This window comes from Mariprofundus micogutta (assembly GCF_001895085.1).
Lineage (GTDB): Bacteria > Pseudomonadota > Zetaproteobacteria > Mariprofundales > Mariprofundaceae > Mariprofundus > Mariprofundus micogutta.
In genome coordinates this window covers 1-19,072 of sequence record NZ_BDFD01000004.1, presented here as the reverse complement: position 1 = coordinate 19,072, position 19,072 = coordinate 1, and the positions used below count along the sequence as shown (strand labels likewise).

Annotated in this window: 16 protein-coding genes; 11 read left to right on the top strand and 5 right to left on the bottom strand. The window is 49.6% G+C overall.

The window, feature by feature from the left end; translation table 11 throughout:
- Positions 1-35 precede the first annotated feature (35 nt).
- The 4 genes from MMIC_RS03250 to mgtE form a co-directional block, all read right to left on the bottom strand.
- A complete protein-coding gene (locus tag MMIC_RS03250) occupies positions 36-752 on the bottom strand; it encodes a lysophospholipid acyltransferase family protein (protein ID WP_072659016.1) in 717 nt (238 codons plus the stop codon).
- Positions 752-1,333: a D-glycero-alpha-D-manno-heptose-1,7-bisphosphate 7-phosphatase gene (locus MMIC_RS03245; protein ID WP_072659014.1), complete on the bottom strand. Its 582-nt coding sequence runs from the start codon at positions 1,331-1,333 to the stop codon at positions 752-754. The genes MMIC_RS03250 and MMIC_RS03245 overlap by 1 nt, the downstream gene beginning before the upstream one ends.
- Before the next feature lie 27 nt (positions 1,334-1,360).
- The gene (trxB, locus tag MMIC_RS03240; RefSeq protein WP_072659012.1) at positions 1,361-2,296 is read right to left on the bottom strand and encodes a thioredoxin-disulfide reductase; all 936 of its coding nucleotides are present in this window, start codon (positions 2,294-2,296) and stop codon (positions 1,361-1,363) included.
- Between the two features lie 85 nt (positions 2,297-2,381).
- Entirely contained in the window at positions 2,382-3,743 is a 1,362-nt protein-coding gene (mgtE, locus tag MMIC_RS03235; RefSeq protein WP_072659010.1) for a magnesium transporter, read from the bottom strand.
- 157 nt (positions 3,744-3,900) lie between these two features.
- Between mgtE and MMIC_RS03230 the strand changes: the two genes are divergently transcribed.
- The 6 genes from MMIC_RS03230 (at position 3,901) to MMIC_RS03205 (ending at position 13,353) form a co-directional block, all read left to right on the top strand.
- Positions 3,901-4,542 (top strand): ATP-binding response regulator, encoded by a 642-nt coding sequence (locus MMIC_RS03230; RefSeq protein WP_072659008.1) that lies wholly within the window; start codon positions 3,901-3,903, stop codon positions 4,540-4,542.
- Between the two features lie 52 nt (positions 4,543-4,594).
- Complete coding sequence (gene mfd, locus MMIC_RS03225) at positions 4,595-7,978, top strand: transcription-repair coupling factor (RefSeq protein WP_083530416.1); 3,384 nt, start codon at positions 4,595-4,597, stop codon at positions 7,976-7,978.
- Positions 7,975-8,637, top strand: a complete 663-nt coding sequence (gene serB / locus MMIC_RS03220; RefSeq protein WP_072659006.1) for a phosphoserine phosphatase SerB — start codon at positions 7,975-7,977, stop codon at positions 8,635-8,637. The genes mfd and serB overlap by 4 nt, the downstream gene beginning before the upstream one ends.
- 146 nt (positions 8,638-8,783) lie before the next feature.
- Entirely contained in the window at positions 8,784-9,383 is a 600-nt protein-coding gene (locus MMIC_RS03215; RefSeq protein WP_072659004.1) for a cupredoxin domain-containing protein, read from the top strand.
- Positions 9,380-10,393 carry a cytochrome-c peroxidase gene (locus MMIC_RS03210; RefSeq protein WP_227819326.1) on the top strand — a complete coding sequence of 338 codons (1,014 nt, stop codon included), beginning with the start codon at positions 9,380-9,382 and terminating at the stop codon, positions 10,391-10,393. The genes MMIC_RS03215 and MMIC_RS03210 overlap by 4 nt, the downstream gene beginning before the upstream one ends.
- A gap of 5 nt (positions 10,394-10,398) precedes the next feature.
- Positions 10,399-13,353, top strand: coding sequence for a PAS domain S-box protein (locus MMIC_RS03205; RefSeq protein WP_072659002.1), 2,955 nt, complete (start codon positions 10,399-10,401; stop codon positions 13,351-13,353).
- 7 nt (positions 13,354-13,360) lie between these two features.
- On the opposite strand, the gene MMIC_RS03200 is transcribed toward MMIC_RS03205, so the two are convergent.
- Entirely contained in the window at positions 13,361-14,164 is an 804-nt protein-coding gene (locus MMIC_RS03200) for a ferritin-like domain-containing protein (RefSeq protein ID WP_083530421.1), read from the bottom strand.
- Between the two features lie 38 nt (positions 14,165-14,202).
- Here MMIC_RS03200 and hflD point away from each other — a divergent pair, with 38 nt between their 5' ends.
- The 5 genes from hflD (at position 14,203) to MMIC_RS03175 (ending at position 18,990) form a co-directional block, all read left to right on the top strand.
- The gene (hflD, locus tag MMIC_RS03195) at positions 14,203-14,871 is read left to right on the top strand and encodes a high frequency lysogenization protein HflD (RefSeq protein WP_083530415.1); all 669 of its coding nucleotides are present in this window, start codon (positions 14,203-14,205) and stop codon (positions 14,869-14,871) included.
- 125 nt (positions 14,872-14,996) lie between these two features.
- Complete coding sequence (locus tag MMIC_RS03190) at positions 14,997-15,248, top strand: hypothetical protein (protein WP_072658998.1); 252 nt, start codon at positions 14,997-14,999, stop codon at positions 15,246-15,248.
- Complete coding sequence (locus MMIC_RS03185; protein ID WP_072658996.1) at positions 15,245-15,910, top strand: OmpA family protein; 666 nt, start codon at positions 15,245-15,247, stop codon at positions 15,908-15,910. Before MMIC_RS03190 ends, MMIC_RS03185 begins: the two co-directional genes overlap by 4 nt.
- A gap of 141 nt (positions 15,911-16,051) precedes the next feature.
- A complete protein-coding gene (locus tag MMIC_RS03180; protein ID WP_072658994.1) occupies positions 16,052-17,581 on the top strand; it encodes a SulP family inorganic anion transporter in 1,530 nt (509 codons plus the stop codon).
- Positions 17,582-17,652: 71 nt separating this feature from the next.
- Positions 17,653-18,990: a PAS domain-containing protein gene (locus MMIC_RS03175; RefSeq protein WP_072658992.1), complete on the top strand. Its 1,338-nt coding sequence runs from the start codon at positions 17,653-17,655 to the stop codon at positions 18,988-18,990.
- Positions 18,991-19,072 lie beyond the last annotated feature (82 nt).

Sequence of the window (19,072 nt, the reverse complement as noted above, 5' to 3'; positions counted from 1 at the left end):
AGGGGGCTACCGGACTTCCGCGATGAAGCTAAGAATTAACCGCCCAATTCACGTGTTGCAGCTTCAATATCGGTTTTGAGCTGTTCAAGCAGATCGTTGCGCTTAATCGCTGTCACCTGATCCGCCGGAATATAGGGGAGGAAACGAAATGTGATTGTGCCCGGCTTTTTAATAAAACCGCGTTTCGGCCACAGGGCTCCGGCATTATGCGCCATGGGCAGGATTCCTGACTTTGCCTTTTGCGCCAGAATGATACCTCCGGGCTGGTAGTTGCCTGTGGTGCCAACGGCAGAGCGTGTACCTTCCGGAAATATTACCACCCAGCGTTTCTTGGTAAGCATGGCTGTACCATCGCTGATCACCTGTTTGATCGCCTCACGCGGAGAGCCGCGGCGAATGCCGATCGTACCCATCAATGCCAGCGCCCAGCCAAAGAATGGTACATTGAACAACTCCCGCTTGAGTATCCAGGTATAGGGAGGCACCAGAATCGGCATGGCTACCGTTTCTGCCGCCGACTGATGCTTGGCCACCACCACACAAGCGTGATCGGGCATATGCTCTTTTCCCTCGATAACAATGCGAATACCACACAGCACTCTGAGCAACAGGAAAATAGTCCGGGACCAGGTTTTAGCCCAGAACCAGGAAGCCGAAAAACCAAAAGGGCGAAACAGGATAACCATCAGTGAAAACAATGGTGTCAGAATCATAAAACTGGCATTAAACAAGGCCGATCGGATAACCAACATCAGGCTTGTTCTCCCAAAATCAGATTTACGGCTTCTTCCAGATTAGCGCTGTACCGGATGTCCGGCTGTATAAGTTGCGCTTTCTGAAGAATAGTCTCTGCATCGCCATAACCACTCTGCACCAGCATAGCAGGCACACTTGCGGCATGAGCCGCCGCCACATCGCGAACGGAGTCTCCGATAAATAAAACCTGCCCGGCCCTTGCAAGCAAACCAAGTGCATCCAGAGTCTCAAGCACCATACCCGGCTTTGGTTTGCGACAGAGACAATTATCATCAGGCCCGTGCGGGCAATAACTGACATGCGAGATGAAACCGCCAGCTTGTTCTATAGCCAGCATCATTTTCCCATGAATTTCGTTGAAAGCCTGCTGATCCATCATGCCTCGACCAAGGCCGGACTGATTACTGACTATGGTCACTTTGATTCCCGCCGTATGCAATCGCGCAATCGCCTCTAACGAACCAGGAATCGGCTGCCACTGATCTGCAGCAAGAATATAATCCGGCGAATCAAAATTGATCACACCATCACGATCCAGCAATACTGCTACAGGTAGAATAGTATTCTCTTCAGCCATAACGGTGTGAAATCGTTCAGAGTTGCTCTATTCCTGAGAACCGAACCAGCGCTCAACATCAAGGGCTGCCTTACAGCCTTCACCGGCTGATGTTACGGCCTGACGGTAAACAGGGTCGGCAACATCACCGGCAGCAAATACACCCTCAACCGAGGTGGCAGTGCTCTTACCCTGAGTCATCAAATAACCTGTTGCGTCCATCTCAAGCTGGCCGCCCAGGAAATCGGTATTGGGTTTATGTCCAATGGCAATAAAAACACCATGCACACTCAATTCACGCTTGGAGCCATCAACAGTGGAGTTCAAACGAATACCGGTCACACCTGAATCATCACCGAGAATCTCATCGGTAGTGCTGTTCCACGCCACATCAATATTGTCTGTCGCCAACAGTTTATCCTGCATGATTTTCTCGGCACGCAATGCATCGCGACGATGAATCAGGGTAACCTTGTTACACAGATTGGCCAGATAGAGTGCTTCTTCAACAGCCGTATCACCACCACCGACTACTGCCACATCTTTACCACGATAGAAAAATCCATCGCAGGTAGCGCAAGCGGATACACCACGACCTGCAAATTCTTCTTCGCTTGGCAGTCCCAGATATTGAGCCGAAGCGCCTGTCGCGATGATCAGTGCATCACAAGTGTAAGTGCCATCGTCACCCTTCAATGTGAACGGGCGCTTCGAGAAGTCAGTTTCATTGATATGATCCCAGATCATTTCTGTACCGAAACGCTCAGCCTGAGCTTTGAAATCTTCCATCATTTCCGGCCCCTGAACACCATCCTTATAACCCGGATAGTTATCCACATCTGTCGTGGTCGTCAGCTGACCACCAGCCTGATGTCCCTGAATCAATACCGGACTCAGATTAGCGCGTGCGGCATAAATCGCAGCCGAGTAACCGGCAGGGCCCGAACCAAGGATAATAAGGCGATGATGAGTAGCTTCAGACATGTAAATCTCCAGTGATGAAATACGAAATAAAAGAGTTCAGGGAGCCTAGCGCCACGCCATACAATGGCAACGCCATTCAGGCGTGTCAGATCAGGAACATTGTCGCAAGGCCCAGGAAACTGAAAAAACCGACCACATCGGTGACTGTGGTAAGTATCGTACCTGATGCAAGCGCCGGATCGATCTTAAGCCGCTGCAATGTCAATGGAATCATGGCCCCTGCCAGTGCAGCCGCAAACAGGTTGATTAACATGGCTGCAGCAATAATCCAGCCCAGCCTGATCCCCAGTTCAGGGAACCACAATGATGCAATCGTACCGATAACCAGTGCAAAGGTGACACCCGAAACCATACCCACGGACACCTCTTTGATAAGCGTACGGCGGGCATTGGAAAAGGTCACACGTCCAAGTGCAATACCACGTACAATCACTGTCAGCGTCTGGGTACCGGCAATACCGCCCATGCTTGCGACAATCGGCATCAGTACTGCCAGTGCCACGACCTGGGCAATGGTTGCCTCAAACTGGGAGATTACAATGGATGCGGCTATGGCGGTCATAAGATTCACTGCCAGCCATATGCCACGCCTGCGTGCGGTAACGCCGACAGCCTCGGCAAGATCATCTTCATCAGAGAGAGCTGCCAGTCGATACATATCCTCGGTAGCCTCTTCCTGAATAACATCAATCACGTCATCAGCGGTAATACGTCCAACCAACTCACCGCGTTCATCCACAACAGGCAGGGCAAGCACATCATATTTATCGAAGATTCGAGCCACTTCTTCCTGATCCTGCCCGGCAAGAGCACGCGGAAAATCCGATTGGGCCAGATCATGCACAATGACTTCCGGCTCGGAAAACAACAAGGCATGGAGAGATAACACGCCAACGAGAAGGTCATCATCATCCACCACATATACGTAGTTCAGATTCTCAATCTCTTTGCCGAAACGACGCAATACCTGCAGCACTTTTTCAACAGGCCAGTCATCCCGCACCTTGAACAGCTCGGCCTGCATCAGACCACCGGCAGACTCCTCATCATGCCCCATCAACGGTTCAAGTTCGCGGCGTTCTGATGGCTCCAGCCGATCCATTACCTCATCAGCAATTTCCTTATCAACAGCCTGCAGAATATCGGCCGCATCATCGGAATCGAGATGTTCAACCATATCCTCAACTTCATCGGCCCTGAATTCTGCCAGCAGGTCTTCCTGCATGCCTTCCGGCAACTCCAGCAGGGCATCACCAAGCAATTCATCGGGAATATGGTTGATCAGAGTCTGGCGCTCGCTGTCTTTATGGCAGGCCAGTAGCAACTCACCCAGTTCCGAGCCATGCATGGATGCCAGAAGCTCTTCAAGGCGAACCTCATCCCATTTAGCAAGGTGAAGGGCTTCTTTACTGCTCAGCTGCAACTGCTTGTCATCATGATTCTGCACTTTGCCCCCCTTATGGTGAGATGAGTAATCAGGGCAACACTACACCACAGCTGATAGGCTTGAAATGATGACTTATTAACACAGTCAAAACCTCAGCTTCTATACAAAACAGGGTTGCCAACATACGTTTCACAAAGAACAAGCAGGGAGTACAGCAATGAGCAGGACACCATTGATTTTAATCGTCGGTGATGAAAAATTTACCTGCAAGATGCTAAAGCATCAGATTCAGTCGCTGGATTGCGATACCCTGATTGCCTCAAACTGCGCTGATACTTTAATTCTGCTTGAGCAACACACTCCTGAGCTCATATTGATCGATGCCATGATGCCTGGCAGCAACAGCATGGATGTTATCACTGCAGTGCGAAAAAACAGCTCTACCACAGACACATTCATCATGATGATTTCCGACTCAGAACAACAGATGATTGTTGCAGACTTCCTCGAATCCGGAGCAGATGACTTTCTGCTCACCCCCCTGGATACCGGGCTATTTAAATTTCGCATCAGCAATATCCTGACTATTGCTAAGCAGCACCAGCAAGTATTACTGCTTCAGAGACAACTTACCGAGTGCCAGCTGAAACTGCAGCGGGCTGAAACAGGCCGCGCTGAATTCTGTCAGACACTCGCCCATGATCTAAACAATGTACTGACCGGTATTTTGATGGGTGGTGAAGTGATGCTGATGAATAATCACTCTGAGGAAACGACTGCAGGCATCAATGAAATAATGGAAGCTGCCAGAGAAATTGCTGCATTGATTCAGCAGCGTAAAGAGAATCATTTAGCCTGAACATGCAAAGTTATGGCTGCCAGTTTGCCTTTGCGGCAGCATGCGCCACCCCATGAACAGCACAGTCAACACAGAGCAAACAAGTAATTCCCAAATCACTTCTGATCAACTAACAGGCCTTGCCTGGAAGCTGGCCGAACTGGCACGCTCAAACCGGATATCTGTATGGATCTGCCCTGATCTGCGCAGCTACCGTCAACTGGCTGAAGAGATCTCTTTTTTTCTGCAGGACAGCCCTGAACTGCTGTGGCGTTTCCCTGCCTGGGAAGTATTGCCTTATGACCGGGTTTCACCTCACCATTCCATTGTCGGCGAACGTTTCTCCACCCTTGGTCGACTGCTTTCCACTCCCAACCCCAAAGGACTACTGCTCACATCGCTGCCTGCATGGCTGCAACGTATTGCTCCACCTGAATCGGTCGCAACGCATGTCTGGCAACTGAAGCAGGGACAACAGTTTGATATCAGTAATCTGAAATCGCGACTGGCTGAGGCCGGCATGATGCCTGCCGACAGAGTACTGGCTCAGGGTGAATTTGCTGCGCGTGGTGGTCTGCTGGACATCTGGCCTGCTACAGAAGTTTCGCCTCTACGCATCGATATGTTTGGTGATGATATCGAATCCATATTGCGTTTCGATCCTGAAACCCAACGTTCTTCCGAGGAACTGGAATCATTCACTTCAGTTCCGGTACGTGAAGTGATTCTCGACAAACCCGGTCAGGAAAGGTTTATTGCAGCGTTCCGAGCCCGTTTCCCGCAGTTGCGCAAACATCCGATGCTCACAGCAGTACAGGCAGGCAGACCCCACCCAGGCATTGAAGCATTGCTCCCGCTGGCTTATAAACAGACAGCCCGCCTTAGTGATTATCTGCCCGACTCAGTAGATGTTTACAGTGTTGAAAACATTGAGATGCAGAGAGAAACATTCACCGGACAGGTACGCGCCCAGTTTGAGATGGTAAGGGCATCATCCGAGCCCAGCATCAGTCCTCAGGAACTATATGCAGTTGAAACGCCAGTGAACTCAAACCTGCTCCCGCAGTCTGCCATAGAGGCAGCCCCTTCGATCACTGACTTCTCAGACTCAAAACAGCCTCTGCATAAGCTGCGTGAATTGCTTCAGAAAAAACTGGCAGACGGCTGGAGTGTTTCGTTTGTTGCGCATGGCCTTGGCCAGCAGGAACGCATGCTCGAAGCAAGCCAAACACTGTCTGATAACATCAACGAAGCCCATCCATGCCAACAGGATTTGCCTCAGCTGAGTAACTGCATCGGATTCCTTGATACCGGTTTTGCCATCACGGATCGTAAACTTTTGTTACTCACAGGGCGTGAACTATTGGGCCAGCGTCTGCCGCGTAAACGCAGTCGCAGTACCACGGTATTGCGCAGCGATATCTTCACCAGTCTGGCAGAACTGAAAGCCGGTGACGCAGTTGTACACGAAGATCATGGTGTTGGTCGCTATCAGGGCCTGGAAACCATGAGCGATGATGCTGATGGGGAGCAATTCGCTGATTTTATTAAAATTGAATATGCAGATAAAGCATGTGTCTACGTGCCGGTCGAAGAACTCTCACGCCTGCACCGTTATAGCGGAGATGATTCACCTCAGCTGAACAAGCTGGGATCGGAAAAATGGAAGCGTACACGGGAACGGGTCAAACGTGATCTGTTGGCCATGGCACATGAACTGATTGATGTCGAAGCAGAACGTACCGGAGCCCGCCGTCCTGCCTGCAAAATAGAAGGCCCTCTACAGGATTCCTACGAAGAGTTCGTGGCCCGTTTTCCATTTGAAGAGACCGATGATCAGGCGGATGCCATTGATGCCATCATGGTCGATCTTGCCCATGATAAACCGATGGATCGTGTGATCTGCGGCGATGTGGGCTTCGGTAAAACTGAAGTTGCCATGCGCGCCGCATTTGTTATTGCCGAATCCGGTCGCCAGGTTGCGATACTTGCGCCTACCACTGTGCTGGCCAATCAGCATTTTGCCAGTTTCTCCGAGCGTTTTGCAGGCTCAGGCCTGAAGGTCGCCATGATCTCCAGATTGCAGGGTAAAAAGGATACCGATCAGATCTGCAGGGAGCTGGCCGGTGGTGACATCAGGGTAATAGTCGGCACGCATCGCCTGCTCTCGGATCAATTCGAGTTTGCTAATCTAGGTATGGTCATCGTTGATGAAGAGCAGCGTTTCGGCGTCAAGCACAAACAGAAGCTGAAAGCCTTACATGCCAACGTTGATCTGCTAACGCTGACTGCCACACCGATTCCACGCACCCTGCACCAAACCCTCTCGGGCCTTCGTTCCGTGTCGATCATCAGCACACCGCCGGCAGAGCGCGAAGCGATACGTACCATGGTTTCAAGCTTTGATCCGCATCTTGCGGCTGAAGCCATTCGTCGCGAACTCTATCGTGGCGGACAGGTTTATTATCTCCACAACCATGTGCAGAGCATCAACCGTATCGCCGAGCGTATTCGTGAAGATGTACCTGAAGCAGAGATTGGTATCGCACATGGTCAGATGACTCCGGCAGAGCTGGATCGTCAGATGCTGGCCTTTTATGAAGGACGCCTGCATGTGCTTGTCTGCACCACCATTATAGAATCGGGTCTTGATGTACCCAATGCCAACACCTTGATTGTTGAGCGTGCCGATCTGTTGGGACTCTCACAGCTGCACCAGATCCGGGGGCGCGTGGGTCGCAGTCACAGACAGGCTTATGCCTATATGTTTACACCGGATGCACGCGCCATGACTGCTGTTGCACGTGAACGCCTGCAAGCGATAGCCGAACATACAGAGCTTGGCGCCGGTTTCCTGCTTGCACGTCAGGACATGGAGATTCGAGGAGCTGGCAATCTGCTCGGAGCTGAGCAGAGTGGTAAGATCGAAGAGATCGGGCTGGACCTGTACATGGAGATGCTCAGCGAGGCTGTCTCGGAAGCGCGTGGAGAACGCGCTAAACCGAAACAGAACAGCGATATACATCTGGGAATGAATGCCATCCTGCCGCCGGATTATGTGCCGCAACCGGGTGAACGCCTGAACCTCTACCGTCGAATTTCCAGAGTCGTCGATGATGCCCAGATTACCCTGCTGTTTGAAGAGATGACCGACCGCTTTGGCCGTATGCCGGATGAAGCCAAGTTCTGTCTGGAACAGCAACGTATTCGCTGGCGTGCATCTGAACTGGCGCTGGCTTCCGTCAAAACAGGCTCACTGGGCTTGAAAATCAACTTTACAGCTGAATCACAAATTGATCCGGGTAAAATGATTTTACGCGTGCAACAGGAGCCACACCGGTTCCGCTTAACCCCCGACGGCAACCTGACTCTGTTGCACGACACGGAAGATCACCGCCAGCGACTTAAAAGCTGCATTGCCTTTCTTGATGACTTACTCAAGGATTCACAACCATGACAGATATGACCCGCCCGACCCTCAAACAACCCGGCCTGCTATTTATGGATATGGACTCCACACTCATCCAGTGCGAATGCATTGATGAAATTGCTGATTTTCTCGGTATCAAGCAGCAAATTTCCGAAATCACAGAACGTGCCATGCGCGGCGAACTCGATTTCTCGGAATCGCTAACGGAGCGCGTACAACTGCTGGCCGGACTCGATGCTTCGGTACTTGAACGTGTCTATCTGGAGCGTATTAAACTGACAGATGGTGCAGAAAATCTGATCACTACCGTGCAGAATCATGGCTGGAAGGTGGGGCTGGTATCCGGCGGATTCACCTATTTCACTGACAAGTTCAAAGAGCGTCTGAAACTCGACTTTACCCGCTCCAATACACTGGAAATCCACAATGGCAAACTGACCGGATCAGTACTGGGCTCCATTGTGGATGCGCAAACCAAACGCCACTGTCTGCTGGAGCAGGCTGAAATTCACAGCATCCCCATTTCCCAAACCGTAGCCCTTGGTGATGGTGCCAATGACCTGCCGATGATACATGCCGCAGGTCTGGGTATCGCATTCCACGCCAAGCCGAAAGTACAGGCAGAAGCACCATTTGCTATTAACGAAGGACCACTTGATCAAACGCTGAAATTATTCAGCCACTAAATCTATCGCCTATGGGTCTATCCCCTCCCCGGTTCCAAACCTCTCGACGGCACTCAAATCCACAAACTGAGTAGTGCCTTTGATATTTCTGCATATCGGCACTAAACTTGCTCTTCTGTTTTAGTTGGAAAACAGGGAGTTTTATTTTGAATCTAGCCAGGATCGGCCTGATATTACTGTTTGCACTTTTGCAACCTGGATTCGCCATAGCCGGAGAAATATACGGCACACTCCCCTCTGGCAATGATGAAGCTGTTATTTCATTGCATGCGCTGCAACAACAGCTTGTCGTCAAAGTTCAGAAAAAATCCGTTGTATTACACCAGAAAGGCAGAATGTTTTCGCCTGCATTGACTGTTATTCCGGTCGGTAGCCGGGTGGATATGACCAATGATGATGTTGTTTATCACAATGTCTTCTCTTTCTCGAAAGCCAAAACATTTGATCTCGGCCTCTACCCCTACGGAGGTCATAAAAGTGTCCTTTTCGACAAAACCGGAGAAGTAAAAATATTCTGCGCCGTACACCCGAACATGCACGCCGTAGTGCTGGTCATGGATACACCCTGGTTCAAGAGAAGCACAGGAAAAAAAGAGTTCCGCTTCTCTGATATACCTGCTGGTCAATATGAAATACACCTGTGGCGGAAAAACCAGCCTTTGCTGATCAGCTCGAAGTTTAAAGTCACTCAAACAGGTCGGACCAGCATCGACCTTACAGATCAAAAAGCAGGTGCATCGAATTGAATATACGAACGCCATTTCCTGCCCTTGCCCTGTTGCTTGCGCTACTGATGCCAGCAGCCCAAGCTAGCGCCGGCAACATTGAAACAGGTTTATCCGGTGCCCCGGCGCTGAGCCTGCTACCAGCATTACCAGTGCCAGCCGACAATCCGCAGACAGCTGAAAAAATTGCACTGGGCAAAAAACTGTTCTTTGACCCCATCCTTTCCGGTGATAACTCTATCAGCTGTGCCACTTGCCACGACCCCGGGAAAGGCTGGGGTGATAAGCTTCCGCGTGCCTTTGGCGTGCCGGGTGAAGAGTTGGGCCGCAACACACCGCATCTGTTTAATACCGCCTGGCAGCAACGCTGGTTCTGGGACGGGCGTGCAGTAAGCCTGGAAGAGCAGTCACTCGGCCCCATTCAGGCCGCCGGTGAAATGTCTCAGGAATTGCATGAACTGGTCAGTGAGCTGAATCAAAATGCTGAATATCGTCAGATGTTCAGTGACGCCTTTGCTCAGGCAGCTATTTCTCCGGATACCATTGGAAAAGCTATTGCCGCGTTTGAACGCACAATCATTTCAAGCAACTCCCCTTTCGAAAAATACCTGAAGGGCGATTCACAGGCGCTCAATGCAAGTGCCAAACGCGGCACGCAACTATTCAAGGGCAAAGCGCGTTGCGTGCTCTGTCACAATGGCCCGAACCTGACTGATAATGGTTTTCATAATATTGGTGTGGCAGCAGCAGGTCCTGCCGGCAAAGATGCAGGGCGATATGCGATCCTGCCTTTACCCAGCCAGCGTGGTTCATTTAAAACCCCGGGACTTCACTCGGTGGCACTGACCGCGCCATTCATGCACAACGGCAGCATTGCTACGCTCAAACAGGTTATTCTTTTTTATAATCGTGGTGGCGATGTGAAAGAGAATATCGACCCTCAAATAGTACCTCTGCAATTGACGCAGCTTGAGCGCGATGATCTGCTCGCCTTCCTGCACGCTTTGACCGGCATCGAAGAGACGGAATAAAACGGATGAGCTTAAGAGCCAAGCTGCTGTTATTCCTCTTCCCCAGCCTGCTATTGCTGTTCATAGGACTCTATTATGCAGTCAGTGTTGCTGTTGATCATGAAGAGCGACTGTCTGTTGCCACTTTTGCTGAGAAACATCTGCAAGTCATCAATGACTTGCAGCAGGAACGCTTCGAACATCTGGCAACAAAATCCGAGCACGTAGCCAGTCTTCCGATTTTCAAGGCTGCCTTGGCCGAACGTTCAGTAGGCCATATCAAAACTGTCACTGACAATCTTCTCAAGCTGCCTGACAGCCCCCTCATGATCATCAGTGATGCGCAGGGGCAAACCCTGATGCAAAGCACACAACTCACCGGTCAGAACGATAAGGTGAAAGCGTTCCCGAGCATTGTATGTGCATTGAAAGGAAAAGAGTGTCGTAATGTGTCCCGCATTGGCGATAAAGTTTATAATATGGTCTCCAAACCGGTGAGTTCAGGTCCAAACATCTGGGGAGTACTAACCACGGGTTTTATCTATTCAGACCTGTTTCTGGAATCGCTGAAAGAGGCAACCGAATACTGTGATATTACTGTCACCGACAACAACGGTAGCATCAATGCCAGCACGCTGCCGCCAGAACACTTTGCAGCGATTGAAGCACAGATCAGGTCCCACGACCTTGCAGGCATGCAGATCCTTCAAAAGGATTTAACCCCGCATATTCTTGATCTGAAAGGAGAAAAATTTCTAAGCCTCTCCAGAGTGGTTGTGAATGAACGCGGGCAGCCCATTGCCCATCTGATCGTACATCAATCTTTGCAAGGGCTGGAAGCGATACTCGCCAATGTACAGCAGCGCTTCATCCTGATGGGTAGTGTGATTTTACTGTTTTTACTGTTAGGCGATCTGTTGATAGCCAGAGGATTGGTAAAACCAATCGAGCAACTGGAGAAAGCAGCAGGTGAGATTGGTGTCGATGACAGGCGGCTCAATATGGAGATGCCGGCCAGTAAAGAAGCCAGACTATTGGCGCAGGCAATCAATGGCATGCTGCTCGAACTATATCGAAAAACCGGAGAGTTGCGTAACTCAGAAACGCAATACCGCAATATGATCAATAGTGCCCACGATGCCATTATCAGTGCCGATGCCGATATGAACATCCTCGTCTGGAACAAGCAGGCTGAATCTCTGTTCGGTTATGGCGAATCCGAGATATTAGGCCAGCATGTAAACACCATCATTCCATCTCAGCATCACGCCCTGCACCATCACATGAACAACACACAACCAGACGGCGCCATGATGCAGAGCATGACCCGACGGATGCTTGGAACTCATAAGAATGGCAACGAAATCCCCATCGAAATCAACCTGTCCAAATCAACCGATAACGACAACAATCCTGTTTTCACCACAATCATCCGCGATCTTTCCAATCAGGTTGAAGCCGAATCACAACAGCGCATGTTGACCAATGCCATTGAACAATCCTCGGATATGATCGTAATTACCGATATAGATGCGACCATTCTCTATGTTAATCCGGCTTTTGAGCGGACGACAGGTTATAAACTGAATGAGGTGATTGGCAAATCAACCAAACTGCTCAAATCGGGTGAACAATCACCAGCCTTTTATGCAGAGATGTGGGAAACTATTCAGGCAGGCAAAGTCTGGAATGGCCGCGTAATCAACCGCCGCAAAAATGGGCAACTCTATCCGGAAGAGATGGTCATTTCTCCGGTTAGGGATGAATCCGGAGTAACCCGACAATATGTCGCCATTAAACGTGATGTTGGCGAACAGGAAAAACTGAAAATTCAGATCGAGCACACGCAACGACTGGAAAGTCTTGGCGTATTGGCTGGAGGCATCGCCCATGACTTCAACAATATTCTGACAGCTATCATGGGCAACGCGGCAATGGCCGAGAGCAAGATGGATGTTCAGTCTCCAGCTATCGATCACGTCGAGAGCATCGTTCATGCCAGTCATCGTGCTGCAGATCTATGCAAACAGATGCTTGCCTACTCCGGCAAGGGACAGTTTATCGTCAAACCGATTGACCTTTCGGAACTGGTTGAGCAGATGAGCAAACTGCTGGAAGTATCAATCAGTAAAAACATTTTGCTGAATTATAATCTGAACGAAAACCTGCCTGCCATCAACGCTGATGTGTCCCAGATGCAGCAGATTATCATGAATCTGATTACCAATGCCTCGGAAGCGATTGGCAAAGAGAAAAAAGGCACCATCTCTATCACGACTAAAACATTTCAGGCTGATGAAACTTACTTGAATGACACCTTACTGGGTGCAAAAATAGAGCCGGGTGACTATGTCTATTTGGAAGTTTCCGATAACGGTTGCGGCATGAATGAAGCCACGCTTAAAAAGATCTTTGACCCGTTCTTCACCACCAAATTCTCCGGCCGCGGTTTGGGCATGAGCGCTGTACTCGGTATCGTGCGTGGCCATAAAGGCTCCATGAAGTTAAGCAGTGAACCCGGCATAGGCACCAGTTTCAAAATCCTGTTCCCCTGTGTCGACATAGCTGCCGAGACACTGAACAACCTGGAAACCCCATCTGATGAATGGCAGGCATCAGGCACGATTCTTGTCGTCGATGATGAGGAAACCATCCTTGAAGTCGCTACAGCGATGCTCTCCGATATGGGCTTTAGCACCTTGACTGCCATCGATGGTATTGAAGGTGTGGAAATGTATAAACGACATGCCGATGAAATCACCGGTGTTTTGCTGGATATGACCATGCCTCGCATGAATGGAGAAGAAGCCTTCAGTGAAATCCTTAAATGTGATCCGAATGCGAAAGTGATCCTTTCAAGCGGTTACAATGAGCAGGAAGCTACCAATCGATTTGCAGGCAAAGGACTCGTCGGGTTTATACAGAAGCCTTACACTCCCGATATGCTGGCAAGCAAATTGCGCGAAGCACTGAATCTTTAATGACTGTTTATACTGACTGATCTTTGCAGAGGTATGACAGCTCCTGTTTTGAAAAACCAGCCTTTTCACGCGCAACCATATTATATGGCCCCATCAAACCTTTCGGATAATACTCGCCAAGCAATGCTGTAAATGTTGCAACAGGCTCCACTCCTCTCTGATCACAACAGTAACGAAACCAGCGATTACCTATCTCCACGTGGCCGATTTCATCACGAAGAATGATATCAAGCAGACTGACTGCATTTTCATCACCGGCCTGTGATAGTTTCTCCTGAATACCCGGCGTAACATCCAATCCACGGGCTTCAAGCACCCGTGGCACCAGCGCCATGCGAATCAGTACATCATGCGCTGTTTTTTCGCACATCTCCCATAAACCGCCATGGGCAGGATAATCACCATAGTCCGCACCCATATGTCGCATATGCGCACGAATCAGTTCAAAATGGTACACCTCTTCTTCAGCCACGCGCAGCCAGTCGCTATAAAACTGCTCGGGCATATCGGCAAATCTCTGCACCGCATCCAGTGCCAGATTGATGGCATTAAATTCAATATGAGCGATGGCATGCATCATCACAGCTCGCCCTTCCTGTGTGGCAAAACCACGCTTCTTCACTTTACTTGCACGTGCCAACGTTGGTTTGTCAGGCCTGCCCGGCTGGATATCAGAGGCTGCTTTAGCGCGCGTATCAAGCTCCAGCTTTCCAGTTTTCCACATCACTGTAAGCTTCCGGACCTGTTTCAGCTTGGCATCTACCGAAGCCTGCAACAGGCATGCCCGCGCCAACATCCTCATTTCATTCATTACTTGAGCATCTCCCATCAATTCTCCAGCATTATGACATGTCAAAAACTATACCTGATTCCAGCCACTCATCGCATCTCTCTACGATGACACAGCGTACTACGGCTCTGGCCGCCCTGATTCAGGCAGTCTATCTCGTCGATAGCATTGCACGCAAAGGTATAGCAGACCCGGAAGACTCTCGCGTACTGATTGAAAGTATTTTTTCGCAAGGAACACATGACCCGGCCATGCTTTATGGCGGTCTGAACAAACTGCAAACTGGCCTGCGCGTCAGTAGCCAGATTCTGGGCGGCAATGATTTCCCACAAAGCAAAGCACTGATGACCTACTGCGCCGGCCTGCTCAGTATCGAAAAACGTCTATCGAAACATGCAGAGATGCGTAATCATTTAGCCGACGGTATAACCCGCATCGAAAAACAGAAACAGTATTTCGGTGATGCCATGCATAACAATATCATTGCAGCCATGGCAGATCTGTATGGTGAAACCATCAGTACGATGAATCCTCGCATTATCGTGCGTGGCAAAACTGAACATCTGAGTCAGGCAGACAATACGCGGCGGGTTCGCAGCCTGTTAATGGCCGGATTGCGGGCAGCCCATATCTGGCATGCACATGGCGGAGGCCATTTAACACTGTTATTGAGAAGAAAGGCAATACAGCGAGAACTCGGAAAGCTGTTGAAAACAGCTTCTGAGTAAAGCGGGCTACGCCTCCAGTACAAGTTTTGCAAAGAGCGTAATATTTACGCCATTTCAATCCGCACTGCAGGTTCCATATAGCGGTTTCTCTGCTACACTACGTTTAAGTTAAAGAGGAGGAGCTCATGAAAATCGGTTTATTAATATTAGCATTATTTGCATTTGCCCTGCCAGCCAGTGCTGGCCTGAGCAGTATAGAAGACAGGGCTGAAGCAGTTGAAGCTCAAACAGAGGGCAATAACAGCTACCACGCGCATCTGGCACGCAAGTTTGCCTTCATCGCAGTAGATGAAAAAGGCCAGCATGATCTGGCAGCGGCCAAAGAATTCATTAATATGGCTGAAGAGCATGCGGCTCAGGCCGGAGGTTCAAAATGATTAAACGACTGATCCTAATCACCTCCACACTTTCTCTTGCTGCATGTGCAGGCCATAGCATGGATACTGAACGCAGTGAACTGGCTGAAGCCCGTGATGCAATTGCAGCATCCAAAGCAGCAGGCGCTGAGCGCTGCGCGCCAAAACTGCAGGCCGAAGCTGTAGCAGCCTTTTACTGGGCAGCTCATGAGTACACCGAGCACGATATCCATCCGGACGAAAATGCAGAACTGACTGAAAGAGCTGTTGCCAAAGCCAAGGCCGCAAAAGCTGCAGCCGGCAAAAATTGTGCTCCACCGCCTAAACCAAAGCCTAAACCTGTTGAGATCATTAAACTTGATGGCATCAACTTCCCGCATGACAGTGCTGAATTGACTCCGGCTTCCATTGCCATTCTCGATAATGCCGTTGCCACACTTAAGCGTCGTGCCAAGATCAACGTTGAAGTTGCCGCGCATACCGATAGTTCGGGTAAAGACAGCTATAATCAGGCTCTATCTGAGCGTCGTGCTGCCAGTGTGATGAACTATCTGGCATCGAAGGGCATTGCTGCCAACAGGCTGACCTCGAAGGGTTATGGTGAAACACAGCCGATCACGAGCAATGAAACCAGTGATGGTCGTGCACAAAACCGTCGCGTTGAACTTCGTGTCATGAACTAAACAGTCATTCAAAGACTGTCTAACAGATACGGGTCGCTTCATGCGGCCCGTATTTTTTTGTCTGCATTATTTCCTGCGCAGAGCTCGCCTTGCACTCATCTCACCCTGCTCTAGAGTGCCGCTCCCAACAGGAGTACCCCCATGTTTCAGCTTTATTACAACCACGCAGCCAAAGCCAAAGACGATGTATTATCTGGGCTGACCGTTGCGCTGGCACTGGTGCCGGAGGCTGTTGCCTTTGCATTCGTTGCCGGAGTTAACCCACTGGTTGGTTTGTACGGGGCATTCCTGATGGGCCTGGTCACATCGCTGGTTGGTGGCCGGCCTGGTATGATTTCCGGTGCGACCGGTGCCATGGCCGTGGTGATGGTGGCACTGGTCGCCCAGCATGGTGTTGAATACCTGTTTGCCACAATTGTCATCACCGGCATCATTCAAATGACCTTTGGTGGCCTGAAATTCGGTAAATATATCCGTATGGTTCCCTACCCTGTCATGCTCGGCTTCGTGAACGGTCTGGCCATTGTAATCTTCCTGGCCCAGATGCAGCAATTTCAGGTCAAAGGGGCAGATGGCAGCATGCACTGGTTATCCGGCCCACCGCTATTCACCATGCTGGGGCTGGTCGCACTGACCATGGCGATTATGTTCTTTTTACCTAAAATCACCCGCGCATTTCCCGGTGGCTTAGCAGCCATTATCACCGTCAGCCTGCTGGTCATTTTTGGCGGCCTGGATACAAAATCTGTGGGCGATATTGCTGATATCAGCGGAGGCTTCCCTACTTTCCATATTCCTGATCTGCCGATGAATCTGGAAACATTGTATATCATCCTGCCCTACGCTTTCATTCTTGCCGGTGTTGGTCTGATAGAGTCATTGCTGACCATGACTGTGGTGGATGAAATGACCGGCACTCGCGGTCAGGGTAACCGTGTATCCATCGGTCAGGGCCTTGCCAATACCGTGAACGGTTTCTTCGGTGGTATGGGTGGCTGCGCGATGATCGGTCAGACCATGATCAACGTATCTTCCGGTGGCCTGCGTAATCTCTCGGGCATTTCCGCCGCACTGTTCCTGCTGAGTTTCATCGTATTCGCCTCTGACCTGATTGCCATGGTTCCTGTCGCTGCACTGGTCGGCCTGATGTTCATGGTGGTGATTGGTACCTTTGAATGGGGCAGCTTCAACCTGCTGAACAAAATCCCGCGTGAAGACTCTTTTGTTGGCGTGCTAGTAGCAGTAGTGACTGTATTCACAGATCTGGCCATGGCTGTCATTGTCGGTGTGATTGCCACAGCACTTGTATTTGCCTGGAAACAGGCACGTCACGTCTATGCTGAAACACAGATCAACGAGGAAGGCAGCAAGATTTATATCCTGCACGGCCCGCTGTTTTTCGCATCGATCCACCGTTTCAATGAGTTATTTGATATTGAGAATGATCCGGACGATGTGATTATTGATTTCGCCTATTCCCGCGTAGCTGATCATTCAGCCATTGAGAGCATTGATAGTCTGGCTGGGAAATACACCAAAGCAGGTAAAACCCTGCATCTGCGTCACCTGAGTATTGAGTGTAAGGCACTGCTGGAAAATGCTGGAGACCTGGTAGAGATAAACATCAAGGAAGACCCTCACTACCACGTCGCGGATGATAAATTAGCCTAGGGTAAACTCTAACATGCAAGACTGATTCTGGAGCTACTTCAATTATTTCCCATTTGAATTAAAGTAGCCATATGGATTTCTTTAAAAACATCTCAGCAGCAGCTCTGATCATTGACCCTGAACACGGTAACATTCTGGATGCCAACAATGCTGCTCTTCGGTTTTATGGATACTCTCTAGAAGAAATTCAGTCACTCAGTATTCAAGACATTAACACATTCCCCCTCCCAAAGATCAGAGCTGCAATGCAACAGGCAAAAGATGAAAGCCGTGATCATTTTTTCTTCAAACACCGACTTGCAAATGGTGAATCCCGAAATGTAGAGGTCTTTAGTGGCCCGATTGAGTATCGGGGGAGGAATGCACTGTACTCAATTATCCATGACATCAGCCAGGGTGTAAAAGCAGAAGAGTTATTAAACCAGAGCGAGGATCGATATCGGGCACTGGTTGAAAATTCAGATGATGTTATCAGTCGCTTTGATCGACAACTGAAATACCTCTATCTCAACCCGGCGGGTGCAACACTGACCGGCAAACGGCAGGAAGAGTTTATAGGTAAAACTCAAAGAGAAATGGGGTTTCCTGACGAACTGTGTGATTTATTTGAAGCAGTCATGAATAAAGCTTTTGAAACAGGGCAATCATCCAGACATGAATTCACCATGCCAGGCATCCATGGGCCGGTGACCCTGGATTGGTTACTCAACCCTGAATTTGCCAGTGACGGTTCTGTAATTTCTGTAGTTAACCATTTACGTGATGTCACTGCACATCGTCAGGCTAAACAAGCTATAGAAATCGAACAGCAACGCGCACAAACATATCTGAATATTGCCAGTGTTATGATGATTGCCATTGATTGCGGACAAACTGTCACGCTGGCCAACCCCAAAACCTGCGAAATCCTTGGTTATACAGAAGATGAAATCGTTGGCAAAAAGTGGTTTGACCACTTCATTCCACAAAACAATATCAAGCAGACCCAAAAGATATTCGAGCAGTTAATGACTGGTGATGAAAAACTGGTCGAATATTATACCAGCCCGATCATTACCAAGACTGGAGATGAACGGATCATCGAATGGCACAACAGCGTCATCAGGGATGAGTCAGGAGCAGTGAACGGTGTACTATGCTCCGGAAATGACGTAACAGACCTGAAAAAAATGGAGGCGCAATTTAATCAGGCACAAAAAATGGAGGCAATAGGCACACTGGTTGGCGGGATTGCCCATGATTTCAATAATATGCTCGCAGCAATTTCAGGGAATATTACGTTAATTGAAATGGATCTGGATGCCCACCCAAAACTGGCTCACGAGTTATCTCAGGTAAATGAGTTATGCTTTAATGCAGCAGATCACTGCTGTCCGGTTAAGGAATTAGCAGCAAGAAAACAGGCCTGAATTCCCAACGATTATGGTAAATTTGTAGTTATCCAGACAGCAAATTCACAGAACGGAGAACTCAGGCCATGAAGCACATTAA